Below are 23,828 nucleotides of genomic sequence, written 5' to 3'. Positions count from 1 at the left end.
TGACTTTTGGCACGCTGTTGAGTTCTCAAGGAACGGACACTTCCTTCGAGCCGCATTCCTGCGGGCCCTCCGGGCGCTTCGTTCTTTCGTGTTTCGAGCTTATCAGATCGTTTTCTCGGTGTTGACCGAGGGTTTACGTTCTCGACTTGCTCTGTTTACCGCCGTTGCGCGGCGACCTGAGCAACGATAGCGGGTTGGCGGCCGAGCACCTAATCGATGCCGGATGGATCACTCGGACGGCGGCGTTCGACCCGTACGGGCAGGGCCGAGGGGGGTATGGCGGGATGCCGTAGAGTGCGGCGCGTCGGCCAAGAGGACTAGACCACTTGAGCGTGGCGGGTTCGGAGGAGAGGGTGCGCGGAGGTCGGTTCGTGCGCGGCGGGGTGGACGTTGGGATCGATCTTCACTCGGGCGACTCGTGAGCGTTACGTCACGGAATGTCCGAGTTGACGTAATTTGGGTCCAGTCGATCAGCGGGCCGCTGCCCTGCGGCCGCACGCGATGTACTCCGTACCTGGGAGGCTCCAGCATGACCACTGTCACCTCGCCGCTCGCCGGGCGGGCCGTCGGCCTTGCCAATGTGCCCGACCCGGTGTTCGCGGGAGCGATGGTCGGGCCTGGGACGGCGATCGATCCGGTGCGGGAGCCGATCGAGGCGGTGTCGCCGGTGGATGGGCAGGTGGTGTCGATGCACCCGCACGCGTTTGTGGTGATGGACGAGAACGGGCGTGGGGTGCTGACGCATCTGGGGATCGACACCGTGCAGCTCAATGGGGAGGGGTTCGAGCTGCTCGTACATAAAGGGGACAGGGTGAAGCGGGGGCAGCCGGTGATCAAGTGGAATCCGGCGGCGGTGGAGGCCGCGGGGAAGTCGCCGATCTCGCCGATCGTGGCGCTGGAGGCGTCGGCGGAGCAGCTGAGTGGGGTTGCGGAGTCCGGTGAGGTCACGGCCGGCGGCGAGCTGTTCGTCTGGAACTGACAGCGACGACGGGCGAAGGGGTTCGGACCATGGAGCGGACGCTGCGCGGTGTGGGCGTGAGTCACGGGGTTGCCATTGGGCCGGTGCGTCACATGGGGACGGCGGTGCTGGAGCCACCGTCGGCTCAGGTCTCGGCTGCGGAGGCGCCGCGTGAGCAGGCCCGGGCGCAGGCTGCGGTGGAGGCGGTGGCGGCGGATCTGATCGCGCGCGGGAATCTGGCCGGCGGTGAGGCGCAGGCGGTGCTGGAGGCGCAGGCGCTGATGGCGCAGGACCCGGAGCTGCTGGCGGACGTGAATCGGCGGATCGCAGAGGGAAACAGCGCGGAGCGGGGGGTGTACGACGCGTTCGCGGCGTACCGGGCTCTGTTGGCTGCGGCGGGCGAGTATCTGGCGGGGCGGGTCGCGGACCTGGACGACGTGCGGAACCGGATCGTGGCGCGGCTGTTGGGGGTGCCGATGCCGGGGGTGCCGGACAGTGACGAGCCGTATGTCCTGTTGGCGCGGGACCTGGCGCCGGCGGACACGGCGTTGCTGGACCCGTCGCTGGTGCTGGGGTTCGTGACCGAGGAGGGTGGGCCGACCTCGCACAGCGCGATTCTGGCGCGGGCGATGGGGGTGCCGGCGGTGGTGGCGCTGCCGCGGGCGACGGAGGTGGTGGAGGGGGCGGTGGTCGCGGTCGACGGGACGACCGGTGAGGTGCTGGTGGAGCCGTCTGCGGAGCGGCAGGAGGAGTTGCGCCGAGCGGCGGCGGAGCAGGAGGCGGCGCTGGCGGCGTCCTCGGGGCCGGGGCGGACGTCGGACGGGTTCATGGTGCCGTTGCTGGCGAACGTGGGTGGTCCGACGGATCTGCCGGCGGCGTTGGAGCACGGGGCGGAGGGCGTCGGGCTGTTCCGGACGGAGTTCCTGTTCCTGGACGACTCGGCGAAGGCGCCGACCGAGGACAAGCAGGTGCGGGCGTACCGGCAGGTGTTGGAAGCGTTCCCGGACGGCCGGGTGGTGGTGCGGGTGCTGGATGCGGGGGCGGACAAGCCGCTGGAGTTCCTGACGCCGGTGGACGAGCCGAATCCGGCGCTCGGGGTGCGGGGGCTGCGGTCGCTGTTGGAGCACCCGGAGGTGTTGCGGTCGCAGTTGCGGGCGTTGGCGCGGGCGGCCGAGGGGGTGTCGGCGCGGCTCGAGGTGATGGCCCCGATGGTGGCGGACCGCGAGGATGCGCGGGCGTTCGCGGAGGCGTGTCGGGAGGCGGGGCTGGACGCCAAGTACGGGGCGATGGTGGAGATTCCGTCGGCCGCTCTGCGGGCCGGGTCGCTGCTGCGTGAGGTGGAGTTCCTGTCCTTGGGGACGAACGACCTGGCGCAGTACACGTTCGCGGCTGACCGGCAGGTGGGTTCGCTGGCGCGGCTGCAGGATCCGTGGCAGCCGGCGCTGCTGGATCTGATCGCGTCGGCCGCGGGGGCGGCGAAGGCGGCCGGGAAGAGCTGCGGGGTGTGCGGGGAGGCGGCGTCGGATCCGTTGCTGGCGTGCGTGCTGACGGGCCTCGGGGTGACCAGTCTGTCGATGGGGGCGGCGGCGATCCCGTACGTGCGGTCGGCGTTGGCGCAGGCGACGTTGGCGCAGTGTCAGCAGGCCGCGGAGGCGGCGCGGGCGGCGGAGTCCGCGGCGGAGGCCAGGGCGGCGGCGCGGCAGGTGTTGTCCGGGGCGTAGGCGTCCGGACCTTCGACTCCCGAGGGGTCGCTGCCACCGTGGGGGTTGGCGGCGACCCCTCGGGGCCTTTGGGGGCCCTGGGGCGTGCCGGGGGTCGGTCAGTGCTTGCGGGTGGTGGCGAGCTGCTCGAAGAAGCGCAGGTGGTCGAGGTTGTCGACGGAGCCCGGGTTGACCGCCTTGGTGAGGGGGGTGCCGGACAGCAGGCGCTTGACGGGGACTTCGAGGCGCTTGCCGGTGAGAGTGTGCGGGAGGCCCTGGACGGTGATCACCTCGTCGGGGACGTGGCGCGGGGAGAGTTCGGTGCGCAGCGAGGTACGGATCCGGCCGGTGAGGTCGTCGTCCAGGACGGCGCCCGGGGCAAGGACCACGAACAGCGGCATCCAGTAGCCGCCGTCGGGTTCTTCCAGGCCGATGACCAGGGATTCGGCGATCTCGGGGAGGCGTTCGACGACCTCGTAGATGTCGGCGGAGCCCATTCGGACGCCCTGGCGGTTGAGGGTGGAGTCGGAGCGGCCGTGGATGACGACGGTGCCGCGGCTGGTGGCGGTGATCCAGTCGCCGTGTCGCCAGATGCCGGGGTAGGTGTCGAAGTAGCTGTCGTGGTAGCGGACGCCGTCCGGGTCGTTCCAGAAGCCGGTGGGCATGGACGGGAGCGGCTTGGTGACGACGAGTTCGCCGACCGCGTCGGTGAGCGGGTGGCCGCTGGGGTCCCAGGATTCGACGGCGGCGCCGAGGCAGGGGGCCTGGATCTCGCCGAGGTACACGGGGAGGGTGGGGACGCCGCCGACGAAGCAGGAGCAGACGTCGGTGCCGCCGCTGACGGAGGCGAGCCAGACGTCCGGCTTGACCTCGTCGTAGATCCACTGGAAGCCGTCGGGCGGGAGCGGGGAGCCGGTGGTGCCGAGGCAGCGGACGGCGGACAGGTCGAGGTCGCGGCCGGGGTGCAGCTCGGCCTTGCGGCTGGCGATCACGTAGGCGGCGGAGGTGCCGAGGACGGTGGCGCGGGTGCGGGCGGCGACCGACCAGAGGGCGCCGGTGTCGGGGTGTCCCGGGCTGCCGTCGTAGGTGACGATCGTGGTTCCGGTGAGCAGGCCGGCGAGGAGGAAGTTCCACATCATCCAGCCGGTGGAGGTGTACCAGAGGAAGCGGTCGTCCGGGCCGAGGTCGAGGTGGAGGGCCGCCTGCTTGAGGTGCTCGACGAGGATGCCGCCCTGGCTCTGCACGATGGCCTTGGGGAGGCCGGTGGTGCCGGAGGAGTAGAGCACCCAGAGCGGGTGGTCGAAGGGGACGGGCTCGAAGACCGGCTCGGTGGCGTCGGCGACCAGGTCGTCGTAGGGCACGGTGCCCTCGGGGGCGGGGGTGTCGAGCAGCGGGACGTGGATGACCGTGCGGAGGGTGGGGAGTTCGCGACGGAGTTCGGCGACCACCTCGGTGCGGTCGTGGTTCTTGCCGCCGTAGTGGTAGCCGTCGACGGCGAACAGGACGGTCGGCTCGATCTGCTGGAGGCGGTCGAGGACGCTGCGGGCGCCGAAGTCGGGGGCGCAGCTGGTCCAGATCGCGCCGACGGCGGCGGTGGCGAGGAGGGCGACGGCGGCCTGCGGGATGTTCGGCAGGTAAGCGCTTACCCGGTCGCCCGGGCGGACCCCGTTGGCGCGCAGCGCGGCGGCCAACGAGCCGACCTGGCGGCGCAGTTCGGACCAGCTGGTGGCGACCGGCTCGGCCGTGCGCTCGTCGAGGTGGAGGATCGCCGGGCGGTCGGCGTTGGCCGGGTCCTCGGCGGCGCGCAGGGCGTGCTCGGCGTAGTTGAGGGTGGCGCCCGGGAACCAGCTCGCGCCCGGCATGGTGGCCGGCTCGGCGAGGACTGCGGTGGGCGGGGTGTGGAATCGCACGTCGAAGTACTCGGTGACGGCGGTCCAGAAGCGCGGGAGGTCCTCGGTGGACCAGCGGTGGAGGTCCGCGTAGCGGGTGGCGGCCTCGCTGTCGGTGGTGACCGGCGCGAGCGGGGCGGCCGGGGCTCCGTGGTGGTCGGCGGCCCAGCGCTGGAAGGCGACCAGGCGGCTGGCGGCGGCGCGGGTGGGGTCCGGGCGCCAGAGCGGCTCGGGGTGCGGGTGCTGCTGGTCCTGGGGGGTCGGAGGGGTGCTCACGTGGTGGTCTCCAGGCCGTGGTGGGGACGGATGGGCTTGTGGCAGGCCGTCCGTGGGTGCTGACGGTGCTGACCATGCCACGTGATCGTCCGGGGGTCCAGGGTTCGTCCTGGTGGTGGACAGTGTGGGGGTTGGGGCGGCCCGGGAAGGGGGTTGGAGTGGTCATGTTGTGGGCGGTGCGTGGTGTGTGGGCGGGGGTGGTGGGCGGCGTGGGGTGCGGCTTCGCGGAGGTCAGCGGGTGCGCGGGGGGTGGTGGGCGGTGGTGGGGGGTGGTAGGACGGCGGGATGACAGCGGCTTATGACGTGGTGATCGTGGGTGGCGGGCACAACGGGCTGGTGGCGGCCGGGTATTTGGGACGTGCCGGGTTGCGGGTGCTGGTGCTGGAGCGGCTCGGGCACGTGGGCGGGGCTGCGGTCTCGGAGCGGGCGTTCCCCGGGGTGGACGCGCGGCTGTCGCGCTACTCGTATCTGGTGAGCCTGCTGCCGCGACGGATCCTCACGGACCTGGGCGTGCGGGTGGAGCTGCGGCGTCGGCGGATCTCCTCGTACACACCGTGGGAGCGGGACGGGCGGACCGGCGGGCTGCTGGTGGATGCCTCGGACGAGCGGCGGACGGCCGAATCGTTCCGTGAACTGACCGGTGGGGAGGGTGAGTTCGCGGCCTGGCGGGAGTTCTACGGGATGACCGGGCGGGTGGCGCGGCGGGTGTTCCCGTCGTTGACGGAGCCGCTGCCGTCGCGGGCGGAGCTGCGGGCGCTGGTGGACGATCCGGTGGCCTGGGCGGAGTTGTTCGAGCGGCCGTTGGGTGAGTCGCTGGAGCGGCGGTTCGCGGACGACGTGGTGCGGGGTGTCGTACTGACGGACGGCCTGATCGGGACGTTCACGCATGCGCACGATCCGTCGCTGCGGCAGAACCGGTGCTTCCTCTACCACGTGATCGGCGGCGGGACAGGTGACTGGGACGTGCCGGTGGGCGGCATGGGCGCGGTGACCGGTGCGCTGGCGGAGGCGGCCAGGGCGGGTGGGGCCGAGTTCCTGACGGGGTGCGAGGTCGTCGCGGTGGATCCGGGCGGGCGAGGGCGGCCGGCCGAGGTCGGGTACCTGGACGCGGACGGGGTGGAGCGGCGGGTCGGGGCGCGGTGGGTGTTGTGCAACGCGGCGCCGGTGGAGTTGGCGCGGCTGCTGGGTGCGGGCGGCGGGGCGGGGGCGGCGGATGCTGGGGCGGTTTGTGATGAGGGGGTGGGTGGTGATGAGGGGGTGGGTGGTGAGGATGCGCCGGAGGGGGCGCAGTTGAAAGTCAACATGCTGCTTCGTCGGCTTCCCCGGCTGCGGGACGGGGCGGTGGACGTGCGGGACGCGTTCGGGGGCACGTTCCATATCGCGGAGTCGTACCGGGAGTTGGAGAGCGCTTACCGGGCGGCTGCGGCGGGTCGGCTCCCCTCGCCCGCGCCGTCCGAGATCTACTGCCACTCGCTGGCGGATCGCTCGATCCTGGGCCCCGAGGTGCCGGCCGGTTGGCACACGCTCACCTTGTTCGGTCTGCAGTTGCCGGCGCGGCTGTTCGCCGGGTCCGGGGATCCGGAGGGTGTGCGGCAGGCCGCGCTGACGGGTGTCCTGGCCGCGCTCGACGGGGTGCTGGCGGAGCCGCTCGCGGAGTGCCTGGCGGTTGATGGTGACGGTCGGCCTTGTATGGAGGTGCGCAGCCCGTTGGACCTGGAGGCCGATCTTCGGCTGCCGGGCGGCAACATCTTCCACCGGGACCTGGCGTTCCCGTTCCGGGAGGAGGGCGGCGTCGGGAGCGGCGATGTTGGGGTTCCGGTGGTGGAGTCCGGCCGGTGGGGTGTGGAGACTGCCGAAGCGCGGGTCCTGTTGTGCGGGGCCGGGGCGGTGCGGGGTGGTGGGGTCAGCGGGATTCCGGGGCACAACGCGGCGATGTCGGTGCTGGGGAGGTAGGGCGCAGCGGGGGTGGGTGGCGCCGGCGGCGGCGGGGCGGGGCGGGGTGAGGCGGGGCGGGGGAAAGCGCTTACCGAGTGGGCGGCGGCAGTCCGGGTGCGGCAACCGGAAAGCGCTTACCCGTTGGTTTGGGCGATCCCGGGGTCGGTACACGGTAAGCGCTTTCCGGCACTCGCTCAGCCCGCTCCCCCGTCGCCGCGACGTCAGTGGCGGGTGAACTCGCCGCTGAACCAGGAGTGGGCGACGCGGGTGTGGAAGGGGAAGGCCAACGGGGTGTCGACGGTGGCGAGTTGCCAGCCCTCGGTCTCGTCGGTGGGGACGGACGGGGGGAGGTCGGCGAGGTTGCGGGCGGGGAACAGGGCGAACAGGCAGAGGAAGCCGCCGCGGGTGTCGGAGTCGGTGGAGACCAGGCGGGCCTCGGAGGGGTCCGCCAGGATGCCGGTCTCCTCGCGCAGTTCGCGGGCTGCGGCCTGCTCCCAGCTCTCGCCGTAGTCGACGTAGCCGCCGGGGAGGGCGAGTTGGCCGTTGCCGGGTTCGATGGTGCGACGGATGACGGTGAGCCGGGTGTCGCCGTCGGGGTGGTGGACCGGGAGAAGGCTGACGGTGACCGGGAGCGGGTTGCGGTAGCTGATCTCGTGGCAGCCGGGGCAACTGCGTGGCCAGGTCATGGTGCCGGCCGGGTACGGCGTCCCGCACCAGTGGCAGTGCGTGTTGGGGCCGAAGAGGGTGGGGCGGGCGGACGGCTGGGTCGTCATGGATGGATGGTAGTTCGATCGGGTGACGGGCCGGGCGGGAAGTGGGAAGCCGGCGGCGGGGGTGGTGGCGCCGGGCGGGCCGCCGCGGACGTCATGCGTTGGGAGCGCACGGGGGGTGCGGGCGGGGCGGCCGGACGGCGTTGAGGACCGGCCAGGCGGGTGAATACGGAGTTTGCCGTTGGAATTCGGGAGTGCGTGCGCGATAGCGATGAGTGAGCCCGTGACAGACATGGGCTTTGAATGTGCTTAAGGATGATTGTGCGAGAAATTCTGGTTTCCCTGGTGGCTGCGGCATCGGTGCTCGGCCTGGCGGCTCCCGCGCCTGCGGCAACGCGGTCGGCCAACGGCCAGGTCGTGGTGTTCTCCACCGAGCTGCAGCCGCTGGATGTTTACAGCAACCCGTCCGGCTGCCAGCAACTTCCCACTGTTGCACACGTGTTGAGCAACCAGACGGACGCTCCCGTGCGGGTGTACGGCAACCCGCTCTGCCTCGGCCCGTCGGTGACGGTGCAGCCCGGGTACGGGACGCACGTGCCGGGTGGCGCGGGGAGCTTCTCCGCCTGACCCGACGGTTCGGGAATTCGGGTGGGCGGACGAAGAAATGGGCGTCCGCCCGCTTTTTATGGTTATCACAGAAATGCATCCAACCGGTGGCTCTGTGTCATCATGGTGATCGCCGACTTCTCGCCCGTCGTGGCGAATTGGCGCACCATCAGCGCGGTCGGCTCCTTGCCTGAGGCCCCCCGGCGCAGTGGCGTACCCGGGTTGCGGCCGCCATTGAGAGGACTGCGTCCCGTGGAGCACGTCGCTGTGTCCGTCGCCCCAGAGCAAGCCGCATTGGAGGCGGCGGTCTCCACCCGCGAGGCGACCCCGGCCTCCTGGCGGGCGTACGCCAGGCTGGCCAAACTCGACATCTACGACTACTACTTGAGCGTCCCGCTGGTGGGCGCGATGGTGGTGGCGACCGGGTCGGGCTCGGGGGCGAGTGTCGGCGGCGCGCTGGCGGTGCTGGTGCTGTTCCTCGGCGGCGAGGTCGCGATGAGTGCGGCGATGTGCACCTTCGACGACGTGACCGGGTACCGGGACGGCAGCGACGCGGTGAACTACGGGCCGGACGCGCCGGCCCGTCGGCTGGCCCGAAAGCCTTTGGTGGCAGGCACGTTGACCGAGCCGCAAGCGATCCGGTTCGGCTGGGCGACGGTCGCGGCGTGCGTGGTGTGCTGGCTTGCCGCGGTTGCGCTGGCACCGGCCCGGCCAGGGTGGGCGGTGGCCGGGGTGGTCGCGCTGGCGGTGTGCGGCTTCCAGTACTCGTGGTGGCTGCGGATCAGCTACAACGGCTTCCAGGAGTTCTTCCTCGCCGCACTCGGCTGGCTCTTCGTGCTGCCCCTGTACGGACTGCTGACCGGCCGGTTCGACGGCTTCGTCGCGGTGCAGGCGCTGGTGTTCGGCCTGGGGCCGCTGCTGTTCGGCGTGTACTCCAACACCAATGACATTCCGGGCGACCGGGCGGTGGGCCGCAAGACGGTCGCGGTACTGGCCTCGCCGCGCGGCAACGCCGCGTTCGTGGCCGGGTGTTCGGCGCTGGAGGCGGCGCTGCTGGTGGGTTCGGCGGTCGCCGGGATCGCGCCGTGGTGGTTCCCGCTGGTGATGGCTCCCGTGATGGCTCTGCGGGCCCGGCAGTGGGTGCTCGGATTCGTCCGGGGCGACATTCTGCTGGCGCGCCGGCTGGGCATCCACCTGCACCGGCTGTGCTGTGCGCTGCTGGTGGGCGTGGACCTGGCGGTGGCGGCGTTCGGCGGCGGGCTGTGACGGCGCCGGGCCGGACGAACCGGCGCGGCGGCCTCGCGTCCGTGGTGCGGCGGCTGCCGCTGGACCTGGGCCCGTTCTTCGACACGCTGGCGTCCCAACGTCCTTCGGTGGACGTCCGGTTGGGGCGCCCGCTGGACCTGGCGCCGGACAGCGGCACCTGCTGGGACACCGCCGGGCTGGCCCGGCTGGTGCAGGAGACGGCGGCGTGGCTGGCGGCGGCGGGTGCACGTCCGGGGTCGTCGGTGGCGATCGTGAAGCGCAACCACTGGGACTACGTGCTGCTGGCGTGCGCGGCGGCGCGGCTCGGTGCAGTACCGGCACTGCTCTCCGACCGGGTCGCGCCGGACGGGCTGGTCGCGCTGCTGCACCGGCTGCGCCCGGACGTACTGGTCACCCAGCGGGACGTCCTCGCCGGCGCCCGGGCGGCCGGGCACGACCTGGACCGGCTGGCCGTCCGGACAGTGTGCCTGGACGGGCCGGCGGAAGGCACGTTGACGCCGGACGACCTGCGCGGCGGGGCGGTTCCGGCGGTGCACACGCGCGGGGACGACGAGCCGCTGGCGATCATTCACACCTCGGGCACCACCGGGGTGCCCAAGCTGGTGGTGCACTCCACCCGGACGCTGATCCGGCGGCTGTCCGCGTTCGAGGCGCGGCCCTGGCCGGTGCTGTCGGTGCGTGGCGATGACACCGTTGCCAGCGCCATCTCGTTCGCCCACGGGCGGGCTCTGACCTGGACCGTCAGCGCGTTCTGGCGTGCGCCGCGAACTGTCGCGCTGCTGCCGGACTCCGACGTTTCGACCGCTGCGGCGCTGCTGCGCAGCCACCCACCGACCGTGCTGGAGGCGATGCCGTCCAGCTATGTGCGGTGGCAGCAACTGGCAGGCGGAGGGGAGATGGTGGGTGCGGGGGTGAGTGCGGGGGTGAGTGCGGGGGTGGGTGCCGAGGGGGCTGCTGGGTCTCTTGGGACTGCCGGGGCGGCTGCGGCGGCAGCGGCGGCTGCGGCGGCGGCGAATCCGTTCCGGGACGTGCGGCTGTTCATCTCGACGTTCGACGCGATGCATCCGCCGACGGTGCGGGCCTTCCTGGGGGCGAGCCGGCGGAGGCGGCCGTTGTGGATGCAGGGGTGGGGGCAGAGCGAGACCGGTCCGTTGAGCTTCCGGTTCCTGACTCGGAAAACGCTTTCCGCACCCACTGGGCGGCATCCGACCACGCGCGACCTGGGACGCCCGGTGCCCGGGTGGGTGCGGGTGAAGGTGGCCGATCCCGAGCGGCCCGGGCGGGCGGTGCGGCGTGGCGAGACGGGCATGCTGTACGCCCGCACCGGGGCGCTGTGCCTCGGCTACCTCGGCGAGCCGGAACGGTGGGCGCAGAAGGTCGACGGCCCGTGGTTCAACACCGGCGACCTCGGGGTGCACACCCGCGACGGTCGGGTCTTCGTGCTGGACCGGGAAGTGGACATGGTTCCCGGGCTGAGCTGCGTCGAGATCGAGGACGTGCTGCACGAGCGCCTGCCGGACGTCGAGGAGGCCGTGCTTCTGTCGGTGGCGGACGGACACCCGCAGCCGGTGCTGGTCACCGCGGCCGGCGAACTCGACCCGCAGCGCTGGCAGGACGCCGTGCGTGATCTGCCGCCACTGGCCGAGCCGTTGATCGTTCCCTGGGACGCGGTGCCGCGCACGGCCACCGGGAAGGTGCGGCGGCACGAGTTGCGTGGGCAGGTGCTGGCGGGGAGCTCACCGATCGGGACTGGGCGGTGGACGTGAGTTGGTGGCGAGTGGGCGGTGAGCCTGGGCCGGCGGGGGTGGCCGATGGAGGTGGGCCGGCGGCCGGTGAGTGGGCGCCGGGTCGGGTAGCTCTGGGGCCGTGGGTTCTCGGCGGGGTGGTCACGCGCTGGAGATTGTCTACGCATAGATCAACTCGCCGCGGGGGCGCTGGTCATTTTCGATCAGCGGTCGTGCGCACGTCGGAGATTGTCTACGCGTAGACCAACTCGCCCGGGGGTGCTGATCATTTTCGGTCAGCAGCGATCACGCGTCGGAGATTGTCTACGCAGGGACTAAACGGCCTTCGAGTCCGGCGGTAGGGCCGGTTGGGTCACGGGCGGGGTTGCAACGGGTCGGCTGGCGGATGTGGGAACGGATGGAGGAGTTGGGCATGGACGAGCTCGATGTTGCGGTGGTCGGTGCGGGAATTGCGGGGCTGTCTGCCGCTCACCACCTGGCGGCCGCCGGGCGTGAGGTGCGGGTCTTCGAGGGTGCGGAGCGGGTGGGTGGGCGGATGGCGTCCACCAGGGTGGACGGGTGGTTGCTGGACGAGGGCGCGGAGACCATCGCGGGGGCTGGGTACGAGGCGACCTGGGAGTTGATTCGCGCGGTCGGCATCCCGGAGTCGGAGGTGCCGGTGATCGAGCCGGGCTTCGCGCTGTGGCGAGGCGGTCGGGCGCATGCTCATCTGGGCCGCCCGAAGGGCCTGTTGACGGGTGCGGGACTGTCCTGGCGGGGCCGGGCGGCGTGGGTGCGGTTCGCGATGGAGCTGGCCACGTCCTGGCGCGGTTTCGACCCGGACCGGCCGGAGACCGCGCCCAGCCGGGATCTGACGCTCAGCGAGTTCTGCGCCGGTTCGGCCGGGCGGGAGGAGTTGCTGGCGGCGATGCTGCAACCGCTGTCCAGTCACTGTTTCGGCTGGCGGCCGGAGAGTTCCGCGGTGGCACCGATGGTGGCGACGCTGATGTCGGTCGGTGGGGCCGGTGCCCGCTGGATGACGTACCGGGGCGGCATGGACACCCTGGCCCGACGGCTTGCGGAGCGCCTCCGGGTGGAGCTGGGCTCGCGGGTCACGGCAGTCCAGGAGCAGCCCGGTGGGGCCGGCGTGCGGCTGGAGTTCGCCGACGGTGCGGAGGTGGTGGCCCGGCAGGTGGTGCTGGCGGTGCCTGCACCGTTGGCCCTGGAGTTGCACGGCACAGCGGCGGAGGATGCGCGGCCGTACCTCGCGGCGAGTACGTTCACGCCGATGCTCAAGGTGGCGTGCCTGCTGGACCGTCCGCTGCCGAGTCCGACCCGCTCCCCCAGTTATGCGATGTCGGTGCCGGAGAGTGAGAGCCGGGTGTGTACCGGCGTGATCCTGGACCATCTGAAGGCGGAGGGCCGGGCCCCCGAGGGGCAGGGGCTGGCGAGTGTCTTCGCGTCGCCGTGGATCTCCCCCGAGTTGATGGACGAGCCCGACGACCGGGTGGTGGATACGGTTTGCACGGAGGCCGAACGCTTCCTGCCGGGCCTGCGGGACGCCACCGCCCGCACGCTGGTGCACCGTTTCCGGCTGGGCCTGCCGCAGGGTTCGCCGGCGGCGGTGCGGGAACGGGCCGCGTTCCTGGCCCGGCCGGCCCGGGCGGTGGAGTACGCCGGTGACTGGGTGATGCTCCGGCCGAGCAGTGAAGGTGCCGTCCGTTCGGGCAAGTTGGCGGCCGAGCGGGTGCTTGCCTTCGCGGCGGAGCGGTCCGGGGTGGTGGGGGCGTCCGGGGTGTCCGGGGTAGGGGCGTGCGGGGCGGTGGCGGTGCCGGCGCCTCGCGTTGCTGAGCCGGATGGCGTGGAGGCGGAGGTCGCGGAGACGGACGCGGTGCGGTCGGATGTTGCGGCGCCCGAGGATGCGGTGGCGGTGGCGGTGCCGGCGCCTCGTGTGGCTGAACCGGATGGTGTGGAGCCGGGTGTGGTGCGGTCGGATGTTGCGCCGCCCGAGGATGCGGTGGCGGTGCCGGCGCCTCGTGCGGCTGAACCGGATGGTGTGGAGCCGGGTGCGGTGCGGTCGGGTGCTGAGGCGGATGCTCCGGGTGGGCAGGCCGGTGGGGCGGCTGAGACGGCCGAGGTGGCCTGATGGGTGGGGTGGTACGGGAGTTGGCGTTCGGGAGTGGTGGGAGTTCGTATCTGTTCGACAACGCCAGTGCGCATGCTGGTGGTCAACATCGGTGTCTGGCGGGGTGGTTGGACCGAATCAGCATCGGGGCGCTGAGCCGGGTCGGGGTGCGGCCCGGGATGAGTTGTCTGGATGTGGGGGCCGGGGCGGGGAGTATCGCGGTCTGGCTCGCGGACCAAGTCGGGCCCGAGGGCGCGGTGTTGGCCACGGATGTGGCGCCGCTGCCGACGGCCGACCGGCGTGCGTTGGCGGTGCGGCGACACGATGTGGTGCGGGACGCGTTGCCGAAAGCGTCGTTCGATCTGGTGCATGTGCGGCTGGTGTTGTCCCATCTGCCGGAGCGGGAGGCCGTGTTGGCGCGCCTGTTCGCGGCGTTACGGCCGGGCGGTGTGCTGCACCTGTTGGAGTTCGATGCCGAGTACGCGCCGGTGCTGACCGTCCCGGGCGAGCGGGCCCGTGATCTCTACGAGCGTTACCAGCAGGCTAAGTTGCGGGCCTTCCGCGCGCGCGGTTCGGATCAGGGCTGGGGGCGGAAGTGCGCCGCCGCCATGGTGCGCGCCGGGTTCGTCGGGGTGGAGGCGTCGCCGCACCTCGACACGCTCGCGCCCGGCACGCCGCAGCTGGAGATGCAGGTGCACAACACCTGGCATCTTCGTGAGGCCCTGCTGCGTGAGGGCCTCACGGACGACGAACTCGCCGAGCTACGGGCCTTGTTCGCCGATCCGGTGTTTCGGGCCTGCTCGAACGTGGTGTACGCGGTGCACGGCCGCAAGCCGTGACGGTGGTGGAGGTGTCGGTTCTCGCTCACCGGTCGGGGCGGGCGAGCGGTTCGGTCGGGTGTGACGTGGCGGCCTCTCGGTGGGGCGGGGCGGGGTGGTGCGGCTGGCCCGTGACGTGTCTGGGAGGTTCGGATGGCTGTCAAGCAAGTGCTGTGCGATGAAGGGGCGTTGATCAGAGAGGTGCAGGACGCATTGCCGTCGGTCGCTTCTCGGGTAGCAGCCGACCTGCTACGGGCGGCCGGGGCGAAGGTGACGGCGGCGGGCGGGGCGCTGGAGGTCGGCGGGGCCTTGACCTGCCGGTTGACGTGGGCGGGGCCGGTGGCGCTCCCGTTGCGAAGCGAGGCGGACGTGCAGGCGGCGTGCGGGGTGATGCACGTCCACGGGCGCAGGTACGGTGGCCCGCGCCCGCTGGGGGTGGACTTCGCGTCGGTTGCGGCCGGGGTGCTGGCCGCCGGTGGCACTCTCGCGGCCTTGCGAGCACGGGAGTTGGGCGTGCCGTACCGGGAGGTGGAGGTCTCGGTGGCGCAGGCCGCGCTGCTCGGTGTGTCGCAGTACCTGGCGGCGGCGACGGCGGAGGAGCCGTGCCCGGAGCCGGCGGGGGCGGGTGGTCCGCCGTTCCGATCGTCGGACGGTGTCCGGTTCGAGCTGGAAGCCCTGGCCGCCGACAGGTGGTTGCGGTTCTGGACCGAACTCGGCGTCGAGCGGCGGGTGGTGGGCCGTTCGTGGCTCCCGTTCCAGGCGCGGTACGGGACGGCGACGTGTCCGTTGCCGGACGAACTCTTCGTTGCGGCTGGTCGGTTGACGTTCCCGGAGGTGGTCGCGTCGGCGGAGCGGTGTGACGTCACCGCGACGCCGGTGGAGGCGCGGCCGATGACGGCAGGTGGGGTGCCGTGGCAGTTGCGGGAGGGGTCGGCAGGGGCCTCGCGGTGCGTTGCTCCGGCGGGTGGGCGCGGCCCGCTGGACGGCGTGACGGTCGTCGAGGTGGCGCGGCGCGTACAAGGCCCCATGGCTGGACGGGTGTTGAGCCTGCTGGGTGCGCGGGTGGTGCGGGTCGAGCCGCCCGGCGGGGACCCGTTGCGGGGCGTGCCGCCGATGACCGGGATCGACGGGGAGCCGGTGTCGGCGCGATTCGCTGCGCTCAACCGTGGCAAGGAGGTGCTGGAGGCGGACCTTCGGTCGGCGGAAGGCCGGTCTGCTGTAAGGGAGTTGGTGCGGGTTGCGGATGTGCTCCTGCACAGTCTCGCGCCGTCGAAGGTGGTCGGCCTGGGCCTGGACGCCGAGACCTTGGACGCGGTCCGGCCTGGCCTGGTCTACGCACAGGCGTCCGGTGGCGCGCCCGGGTTGAACACCGACTTCCCCGTGCAGGCGCACTCCGGTCTCGCCGCGCTCCTGGTCCCGCCCGGGTTGCCGCCGCAACCGACGCTACTGACGGTCTGCGACGTGCTGGGCGGACTGGTCTGCGCGACGGCGGCCGTCGCCGGGCTGGCGGCGCAGGCGCGGACGGGGCGGGCGCAGCGGGTGGAGTCGTCGCTGTTGTCGGCGGCGCGGCTGTTGTGTGGCGCGGTAAGTGCGCCCGGTCGGTGTGGGGTTGAGGTCGAGAGCGGGAGCGGGAGCGGGAGCAGGAGCGAGAGCAGTAGCGGGAGCGGGAGCGAGAGCAGTAGCGGGGTGTGCACGGATCTGGCGGCGCTGGCCCGGGATCCGCGGTTCGCCGAGACGCTGGACAGTTCGGGATGCGCCGTCGTCCGCGCGCCCTGGGAGTTCCGGACGTGAGCGGGTGGCGGTGGCGCGAGCGGCGCCCGCGACCGCTGTGCGGACGCTCAGGACAACGGGCGTCACGCCGCAGGGGCCTCGCCGGGCGGGGCCGCAGGCGCTGCGCGTACGGGCGGTGGGGTCGGTGCTGCCCTCCGTCCGAGGGCGTTTCGGACGGAGGGCAGGGGGGCGGGTGCGGGCCTGGGCGCAGTGACGAGTGGCCGGCGACGACGGGTGGATGGACGGCTGACGGCGGTGGGCGGCGGGGTGGCGCGCTGGGGTCTGGTGGTTCGGGCGGGCGGGGGGCGTGCGCGCCGGGGCGGCGTTGGCGGGCGGGTGGCCCGGCGTCGGCGGCGAGGAGCGGCGTGGGCTCGGCTGGGGTGGCCCGGCACGGAGGCGTTCGTCGTGGTGTGGCGGGCACGGCTGCGCCTGTGGGTCTACGGCGCACCAGGTGCGGGCCCGCGGGCGACTCGGCAAGTGCCGGTTCGCGGCGGGGTGACCGTGCGGCCTGTGGTGGGCTTCGGCGACGGCGGGTGTGTCGTGCGCTGACGCCCGGGGCGGGGGCGGGGTGGTGCGGCGCCGGAAGCGCGTTGGTGGCGGGCAGAGGGCGGCGCGGCCGGGGAGTTGTTCGCGGTTCGACGGCTGGCGGTGGCGGCGCGGTTCGACGCTGCGGGCCCTGGACGCGTTCGCCCGGCGGTCGGCCATCCGCGCGCTGTCGAGCAACGGCCCTGCTCCGGGTGGCCGACGGCGGGTGGGGAGGTTCGCGGAGGTGCGACGCTCCGGGTGTTGGGGTGGAGGGGCGGCGTGGGGCTTCGACGGGCGCGGTCGGGTGGCGTTGCGGCGGTGCGGCGGGCTCGGCAGGCTCGGCAGGCTCGGCGGGTGAAGGCCGCTGTTTCGGTCCGGCCGGGACTCTGCGGGGTGGCTGTGGACAGCGGGTCGCGTCACCAACGTCCTTGTCCTGCCCGGGCGGTGGCGGTTCACGCCGCACACTTCGGCCGCAATCGAAGCGCGGCGTACGTGCGAGCGGCGCTGCAGCCGGGCGACACGACGCTGTGCACGCCTCGGTGACACGCGGCGGCAAGTGGGCCTGCGGAGCTGCGCACGCCCCCGGGGTCGGCGACGCCCACTCGGCTGGAATGGTCCGCTGGTGCAGGCACTGGTCACGTCCACCTGGAAGCCGACCACACTCCCGCTGCCCAGCAACGACCCTGCGCCGGGCGGCCGATACCAGGTGGGGGTGCGCTCGAAGGTGCCGCGCTCTGCCTGCTGCGGCGGAGGGGCGAAACGGCGTCCCGGCAGGTGCGGTCGGGTGGCATCGCGGCGGTGCGGCAGGCTCGGCGGGTGAAGGCCGCTGTTTCGGTCCGGCCGGGACTCTGCCGATTGGCTGTGGACAGCGGGTCGCGTCACCAACGTCCTTTTCCTGCCCGGGTGGTGGCGGTTCGGGCCACACGCTTCGGCCACGATCGAAGCGCGGCGTATGTACGCGCGGCGGTGCGGCCGGGCGGCGCGACGCCGTGACACGCGGCGGCAAGTGGGCCTGCGGAGCTGCGCACGCCCCCGGGGTCGGCGACGCCCACTCGGCTGGAATGGTCCGCTGGTGCAGGCACTGGTCACGTCCACCTGGAAGCCGACCACACTCCCGCTGCCCAGCAACGACCCTGCGCCGGGCGGCCGATACCAGGTGGGGGTGCGCTCGAAGGTGCCGCGCTCTGCCTGCTGCGGCGGAGGGGCGAAACGGCGTCCCGGCAGGTACGGTCGGGTGGCATTGCGGCGGTGCGGCGGGCTTGGCGGGTGGGGGTCGCTGGCTCGGTGGAACTCCTGTCACGCCACTCATGCCCAGCCCCGCCGGGACTCCGCAGGAGATCTGCAGGTGGCGCGACTCGTCACGCCGCAGGCACTGGCCGCGACCGAAGCACCGTACTTGCGCGTCCGACCCCGGAGACCGGCGGCACGGCAGGGCGAAGGCGTCGGTGACAGGCAGGCGCGGCCGGGGCTTCGGTGCTGCCCAGGCTCCAGTGATCGGTAGCGCCCCCGCAGGCGACGCGGACCCGCGGAATGGGGCCCGGTCACGCGGATCTGGCGATCGACCACACGCGCGCTGCCGAACAACCACCCCCATCCAGGCGGCCGACGGCATGTTGGGGCGCTCGCCAAGGTGCCGCCCTCTGTATGGCGGAGCGAAGGGATGGTGCTGCGTTGCGGCGGATGCGGTTGGGTGTCGTTGCGGCGCCGCGGCTGGCGCAGCAGGTGGATGTCGTGGCCTCAGTGGGACAGGCCCGCAGCTGCGAGCTCACTCCGGCGCACCAGGAGCTTCTGCATCGGTGGAACCGCCGCAGGGTGCCGGTGCGCGGTGCGACAGGTCACCAACGGCCCTGCCCTGGAGGCCCGGTGGCGCTGAATGCCTCACACCTCGACGGACACGCCCCGCCTGCATGCCAGGCACCGCCGCCGGGCGGCGCGACGCTGTGAACGCATCGGCGGCGGGCAGACACGGCTGGGGCTGTGGAGCCGGCCAGGCTCCGGAAGTCGGCCCTGCCCACTCAGGCGAAGCGGAACCGCGAAACGGGTCCCGGCCACGCGAATCCGGCGATCGACCACACGCACGCTGCCGAACAACCACCCCGATCCAAGCGGCCGACGGCATGCTGGGGCGCTCGCCGAGGTGCCGCCCTCTGCCTGCTGGAACGAAGGGACGGCGCCGCATCCCGGCAGACGCTGTCGGGTGGCACTGCGGCACCGCAGCTACCCCAGCAAGTGGACGCAGTGGCCCCAGTGGGACGGGTCCGCAGCTGCCGGCTCACCCCGTTCCTGGACCGGTAGGGCAGCCACCGGGCGCCGGTATGCGAGCTGGGAGACCGTCAACGGCCGCGCCTTGTAGGGGCATTGACACCGAACGTCGCGCCTCTCGGCTACGACCAACTCGCCCCACCTGCATGCCAGGCACCGCCGCCGGGCGGCGCGACGCCGTGAACGTATCGGCGGCGGGCAGAAACGACTGGGGCTGTGGAGCTGGCCAGGCTCTGGAAGTCGGCGCTGCACACTCAGACGAAGCAGGCCGGCGAGGCGGCGTTCGGTCGCGCGGATCTGGCGATCGACCATTCATGCGCTGCCGACCAACTGCCTGGCCTAAGGCGGTCGACGGCAGGCGGGGGCGCTCGGTGGTGCGCCGCCCTCGGCCTGCGGACGTCAAGGGACGGCAAGGTGTCTCGACGAACGTGGCCGGGCGGCGTTACCGCGCTGCGGCAGGCCTGGCAGGTGAACGCCGTTGTCTCGATGGGACGGGTCCACAGCTGCGGGCTCACCCCGCCGCGCCGGGAACACGCGCACTGGCGGAACCGCCGCGGGGTGCCGGCGGGCGGCACCGCAGGTCACCGACGGCTCGGCCCTGGAAGGCCGGTGACGCTGAACGCCGCGCAACTCAGCAACGACCAACTCGCCCCGCCTGCCCGCCAGGCAGCGTTGCCGGGCGGCGCAACCCGGCGAACGCATCGGCGTCGGGCAGACGCGACTGCGGCTGTAGAACGAATCAGAGCCGGTGGCACCTGGCGTTTCGGCGGCGACAAATACCGACTGCCCGGACCGCAGGTGCGTCGGTGGCGGCCCGGACGCTACGCGGCCCGGTGGGTTCGGCCGGGCGGCACTGCGGCGTTGCGCCTGGGGCGCCCGTGTCAGCCCCGCCGTCGGCGACGTGTCGGGGCAAGGGTGTCGGCACTGCGGCGTTGCGCCTGGGGCGCCCGTGTCGGCCCCGCCGTCGGCGACGTGTCGGGGCAAGGGTGTCGGCACTGCGGCGTTGCGCCTGGGGCGCCCGTGTCGGCCCCGCCGTCGGCGGCGTGTCGGGGCAAGGGGTGTCGGCGGTGCGGGCGGGGGTGGGCGGCAATGGCGTGGGGTGGGCGGGGAGTTGGCGTGTTGAGCGAGGGGTGTTGGTGGGGGTTTCGGTGTGGGATCGATCAGTGATGGGAGTGGTGGTTGTGGGCGGTATGTGGGTCTCGGTGGCTGGGGTGGAGTTTCCGGATCAGGTGGGGCGGGGGTTGCGGGAGGAGTGGGTGGCTCGGGGGTGGTGTCCGGGGCGGGGGTTGTACGAGTTGTTTGTGGGGCGGGTGGGGGTTGATGGGGGGCGGGCGGCTGTGGTGGATGACGGGGGTGAGGTGACGTTCGCGGAACTGGCGGGGCGGGTGCGGGGGTTGGCGGCGGGGCTGGCGGCGCGGGGGGTGGGGCCGGGGTCGGTGGTGGCGACGAAGGTGCCGGCGGATTGGCGGGCGGTGGCGGTGGATCTGGCGGTGGCGGCGCTGGGGGCGGTGGTGTTGCCGTGTGTGCCGGGGCATGGGCGGCGGGATCTGCTGGCGTTGTTGGGGACGTCGCGGGCGGATGTGGTGGTGACGGTGCCGGAGTGGAAGGCGCTGGTGGACGGGTTGCGGCCCGAACTGCCTTGGCTGCACGAGGTGGTGGTGTTGGGGGCGGAGCCGTGGCCGGAGCGGGTGGGGTGGGAGCCCGCGGTGGTGGATGCGGAGGCGCCGGCGCGGATTCTGGTGTCGTCGGGGTCGGAGGGCGCGCCGAAGTTGATCGCGTATTCGCACAATGCGCTGGCGGGGGGCCGCGGGCGGTACGTGGAGCGGGTGTTGGAGACGGTGGACGGGGCGCCACCGCGGGTGTTGCTGTTGGTGCATCCGGCGACGGCGTACGGCTCGTTGGCGGTGGTGTCGTTGGTGCGGTGCGGGGCGACGGTGGTGTTGCGGGAGCGGTTCGATCCAGCGGATGCGCTGGCGGCGGTGGGGCGTTGGCGGCCGACTCATCTGGCGGCGGTGCCGACGATGCTGCGCCGTCTGGCGGATCAACTTCCGGTGGAGGGCGAGGACTTGTCGTCCTTGCAGGCGGTGGTGTCGAGTTCGGCGATGCTGTCGTCAGCCGTGCTGGGGGCGGCGCTTCGGCGGTTCGGGTGTCCGGTGGTGAATGTGTACGGGTCCAGTGACGGGGTGAACTGTCATGCGCGGTGGACGAGTTCGGACGTCGATGTGCTGCGGGTGGGGCGTCCGGATCCGGCGGTGGCGGAGTTCCGGGTGTGCGGGCCGGACGGCCTTCCGGTGCCGGTGGGGATGGCGGGTGAGGTGCAGGCCCGGGGGCCGATGAGTCCGCTGTGTCACGTCGGGGAACCGGAGTTGGACGCCCGGCTGCGGGTGGACGGCGGGTGGGTGCGGTCCGGCGATCGGGGGGTGCTGGAGGCGGACGGGTCGCTGCGGGTGGTGGCGCGGATCAAGCAGATGGTGAACCGGGGTGGGGTGTCGATCGGGCTGTCGGAGGTGGAGCGTCTGCTGGAGGGCCATCCCGGGCTGGTGGAGGCAGTGTGCGTGCCGGTGCCGGATCCGGATCTCGGCGAGCGGATGTGTGTCTGCGCGGTGCCGCGCGAGCCGGCGGGCGGGTTGGCGCTCGTTGAACTGACTGACTACCTGGGCCAGTTGTGCGGGCTGGAGAAGTACAAGTGGCCGGAGCGGCTGGTGCTGCTGGAGCGGTTGCCGCTGGGCGCGTCCGGGAAGCCGGACCGTTTGGTGCTGACGGAGTTGGCGGCCGCGGCAACCCGTGGGCAGGGACAGGTGGTTGCCGCGAGTTGAGACGCGTGACGGCCGGGGCCCACCACAGCTGCTGGGTGGGCCGCGGCGATGCGTGGCGGGTCAGCCGACGGGGGCGGGCGCGTCGGCGAAGGAGAGCACTGCGGCGGTGATCCGCTCGACCTGGGTGTCCGTCAGGTGGGGGTAGACCGGGATGGAGAGGCACTGGCGGGCGGCGCGTTCGGCGTTCGGCCAGTGGCCGCCGTCGGGGACGGCGGAGGCGAACGCGGGCTGGTGGGGCAGCGGGCTCGGGTAGTAGACGTGGCTGTCGATGCCGTGGGTGGCGAGGTGCTTCCTGAGCTGGTCGCGGTGCTCGGCGAGCAGTGAATAGACGTAGTAGCAGCGGCCGTTGGTGCCGGGCGGCGGCGGCGTGATGCCGTGGTCGGCGAGCGGGGTGAACCGTTCGGTGTAGTGGGCGGCGATCTCGGCGCGGCGGGCCAGGCGGCGGGCCAGGCCGGGGTGGCGGCGCAGCTGGAACGCGGCGAGGATTTCGTCGAACCGGCTGTTCATGCCGATCAGGTGGTGCCGGAAGCGGTGCACGCCGTCCTGCCCGTGGTTGCGCAGCATCCTTACGGCGCGGGCGAGTTCGGGGTCGTCGGTGACCACGACGCCGCCCTCGCCGGGGCCGCCGAAGGACTTCACCTGGACGAACGAGAACAGGCCGGCGTCGCCCCAGGTGCCGGCGGGCCGGCCGTCCAGGACGGCGCCCTGGGCGACGGCGGAGTCCTCGATCAGGCGGAGGCCGTGGCGGGTGGCGAGGGCGCGCAGGCGCGGCATGTCGGCCATCACGGAGAACATGTGGGCGGGCATCAACGCCTTGGTGCGGGCGGTGATCAGGGCCTCGGCGGCGTCCGGGTCGATGACCAGGGTGTGCGGGTCGATGTCGGCGAACACGGGGGTGGCGCCGACGCCGAGGACGGTGTTGGCGAGCGGGGCGCAGCCGAACGCGGGGACGATCACCTCGTCTCCGGTGGTGATGCCCATGGCGCGCAGGATGAGGGTGAGTGCGGTGGTGCCGCTGCCGCAGGCGATGACGTCGGCGACACCGAGGTCGGCGCGCAGCAACTCCTCGAGGCGGGCGGTTCGTTCGCCGAGGATGAAGCGCTGGGCGGGGTCGGTGGCGACCTCGTGGACGAGGTCCAGCAGCAGGTCGCGGTCGTCCTCGAAGAGGTCGGGCGGGAAGAACGGGATCGGCGGGGGTGCGGTGGTGGTCATCGGTGAGTCCCGTGCTTTCCGTGCTGGAAGCCGCGGACCAGGTCGCTGACCAGGTCCAGGTCGTGGTCGGCGAGGTCGGGGTAGAGCGGCAGCGCGAGGGCGCGTTCGCAGGCGGCCTCGGCCTGCGGGAACTCGCCTCGCCGGTGGCCGAGTTGGGCGAAGCAGGGCTGGAGGTGCAGCGGCGTCGGGTAGTAGGTCTCGGTCTGGACTCCGTGCCGGGCGAGGTGGGCGGCGAGCTCGTCGCGGTGGTCGGACTCGATCAGGTAGACGTACCAGACGGGGTTGGTGGCGGCTTCGCGCGGGACGACGGTGGGCAGGGTCAGGCCGGGGGTGCCGGACAGGCGCTCGGTGTAGCGGGCGGCGAGCTCGGCGCGGCGCGCGATGCACTGGTCGGCGCGGGTGAGCTTGGCGAGCAGGACGGCGGCCTGGATGTCGTCCATCTTGCTGTTGGTGCCGAGGAGTTCGGTGGGCCGGTTGATGGTGGGGAAGTCGTCGACGGTGCGGCCGGTGCGGCCGTGGTGGCGCATCGCGGCGACGGCGTCGGCGATGGCGGGGTCGTCGGTGAGGACGGCGCCGGCGTCACCGATCGCGCCGAGTGTCTTGGTGGGGAAGAAGGACAGTACGCCGCCGGTGCCGTGCAGTCCGGCGTGGACGCCGTCCCAGCGCATGCCGAACGCCTCGGCGCTGTCCTCGACCACGGTCAGGCGGTGGCGGTCGGCGAAGTCCAGCAGGGCGCGCAGGTCGGCGAGTTGGTGGAACAGGTGGACCGGCATGATCATGCGGGTGCGCTCGGTGCGGACGGCTTCCGCACCGGCCGGGTCGATGCTGTAGCTGAGCGGGTCGATGTCGGCGAAGACCGGGCGGCCGCCGGCCAGCACCACGGCGGTGGCGGAAGCGACGAAGCTGTACGTCGGGACGATCACCTCATCGCCCGGTTGCAGGCCGGCCGCGCGCAGCAGCAGGACCAGCGCGTCCGTGCCGCTGTTGACGCCGACGACGTGGCGGGCGCCGGTCCAGGCGGCGAGGGCGGCTTCGAGTTCGGCGACCTTGGGGCCGTGCGAGTACTTGCCGCGGTCCATCAGTTCGTCGAGGTGGCGCCGGGTGGTGGGCCAGAGGGATTCGAAGGTCTCGGCCTGGCTGAAGAAGGAGACGCCGGAGGAGGCACCCATGGAACTCTCATCGGTTGTGGGGCGGTGATGGACGGTGGGGCGGTAGGGGGGCATGCCGACGTTGCGC

General features: G+C 72.6%; 14 protein-coding genes. 10 read left to right on the top strand and 4 right to left on the bottom strand.

Annotated elements, in window-relative coordinates:
* Positions 1-529 precede the first annotated feature (529 nt).
* A complete protein-coding gene (locus ACIHEI_RS33915; RefSeq protein ID WP_387648256.1) occupies positions 530-979 on the top strand; it encodes a PTS glucose transporter subunit IIA in 450 nt (149 codons plus the stop codon).
* Positions 980-1,008: 29 nt separating this feature from the next.
* On the top strand, positions 1,009-2,679 hold the full coding sequence (gene ptsP / locus ACIHEI_RS33910; protein ID WP_396609425.1) for a phosphoenolpyruvate--protein phosphotransferase: 1,671 nt from the start codon (positions 1,009-1,011) through the stop codon (positions 2,677-2,679).
* Between the two features lie 98 nt (positions 2,680-2,777).
* Here the strand turns inward: ptsP and ACIHEI_RS33905 are convergent, their stop codons facing one another.
* A complete protein-coding gene (locus ACIHEI_RS33905; RefSeq protein ID WP_396609424.1) occupies positions 2,778-4,823 on the bottom strand; it encodes an acetoacetate--CoA ligase in 2,046 nt (681 codons plus the stop codon).
* A 285-nt stretch (positions 4,824-5,108) separates the two neighbouring features.
* Here ACIHEI_RS33905 and ACIHEI_RS33900 point away from each other — a divergent pair, with 285 nt between their 5' ends.
* Positions 5,109-6,776, top strand: a complete 1,668-nt coding sequence (locus ACIHEI_RS33900) for a phytoene desaturase family protein (protein ID WP_396609423.1) — start codon at positions 5,109-5,111, stop codon at positions 6,774-6,776.
* Positions 6,777-6,979: 203 nt separating this feature from the next.
* On the opposite strand, the gene ACIHEI_RS33895 is transcribed toward ACIHEI_RS33900, so the two are convergent.
* Positions 6,980-7,531 (bottom strand): NUDIX domain-containing protein, encoded by a 552-nt coding sequence (locus tag ACIHEI_RS33895; RefSeq protein ID WP_396609422.1) that lies wholly within the window; start codon positions 7,529-7,531, stop codon positions 6,980-6,982.
* 282 nt (positions 7,532-7,813) lie between these two features.
* Here ACIHEI_RS33895 and ACIHEI_RS33890 point away from each other — a divergent pair, with 282 nt between their 5' ends.
* From ACIHEI_RS33890 to ACIHEI_RS33860, 7 genes are all read left to right on the top strand, one after another.
* Positions 7,814-8,095: a hypothetical protein gene (locus ACIHEI_RS33890; RefSeq protein ID WP_392956549.1), complete on the top strand. Its 282-nt coding sequence runs from the start codon at positions 7,814-7,816 to the stop codon at positions 8,093-8,095.
* Positions 8,096-8,341: 246 nt separating this feature from the next.
* Positions 8,342-9,340, top strand: coding sequence for a UbiA family prenyltransferase (locus ACIHEI_RS33885; protein WP_396609421.1), 999 nt, complete (start codon positions 8,342-8,344; stop codon positions 9,338-9,340).
* Entirely contained in the window at positions 9,337-11,106 is a 1,770-nt protein-coding gene (locus ACIHEI_RS33880) for an AMP-binding protein (RefSeq protein ID WP_396609420.1), read from the top strand. The genes ACIHEI_RS33885 and ACIHEI_RS33880 overlap by 4 nt, the downstream gene beginning before the upstream one ends.
* A 391-nt stretch (positions 11,107-11,497) precedes the next feature.
* Positions 11,498-13,210 (top strand): protoporphyrinogen/coproporphyrinogen oxidase, encoded by a 1,713-nt coding sequence (locus ACIHEI_RS33875; protein ID WP_396609419.1) that lies wholly within the window; start codon positions 11,498-11,500, stop codon positions 13,208-13,210.
* Positions 13,211-13,317: 107 nt separating this feature from the next.
* Positions 13,318-14,028, top strand: a complete 711-nt coding sequence (locus ACIHEI_RS33870; RefSeq protein WP_396609418.1) for a class I SAM-dependent methyltransferase — start codon at positions 13,318-13,320, stop codon at positions 14,026-14,028.
* Between the two features lie 132 nt (positions 14,029-14,160).
* Complete coding sequence (locus ACIHEI_RS33865) at positions 14,161-15,798, top strand: CoA transferase (RefSeq protein ID WP_396609417.1); 1,638 nt, start codon at positions 14,161-14,163, stop codon at positions 15,796-15,798.
* A gap of 3,932 nt (positions 15,799-19,730) precedes the next feature.
* Entirely contained in the window at positions 19,731-21,380 is a 1,650-nt protein-coding gene (locus ACIHEI_RS33860) for a class I adenylate-forming enzyme family protein (RefSeq protein ID WP_396609416.1), read from the top strand.
* A gap of 60 nt (positions 21,381-21,440) precedes the next feature.
* On the opposite strand, the gene ACIHEI_RS33855 is transcribed toward ACIHEI_RS33860, so the two are convergent.
* Together ACIHEI_RS33855 and ACIHEI_RS33850 are read right to left on the bottom strand one after the other, a co-directional pair.
* Positions 21,441-22,592 carry a DegT/DnrJ/EryC1/StrS family aminotransferase gene (locus tag ACIHEI_RS33855; RefSeq protein WP_396609415.1) on the bottom strand — a complete coding sequence of 384 codons (1,152 nt, stop codon included), beginning with the start codon at positions 22,590-22,592 and terminating at the stop codon, positions 21,441-21,443.
* A complete protein-coding gene (locus tag ACIHEI_RS33850; protein ID WP_392956565.1) occupies positions 22,589-23,761 on the bottom strand; it encodes a DegT/DnrJ/EryC1/StrS family aminotransferase in 1,173 nt (390 codons plus the stop codon). Before ACIHEI_RS33850 ends, ACIHEI_RS33855 begins: the two co-directional genes overlap by 4 nt.
* Positions 23,762-23,828: the final 67 nt, after the last annotated feature.

The sequence above is a fragment of the Kitasatospora sp. NPDC051984 genome, assembly GCF_044593455.1.
GTDB lineage: Bacteria > Actinomycetota > Actinomycetes > Streptomycetales > Streptomycetaceae > Kitasatospora.
The sequence above is the reverse complement of the archived record's forward strand: the minus strand, read 5'-3'. Positions and strand labels throughout refer to the sequence as shown.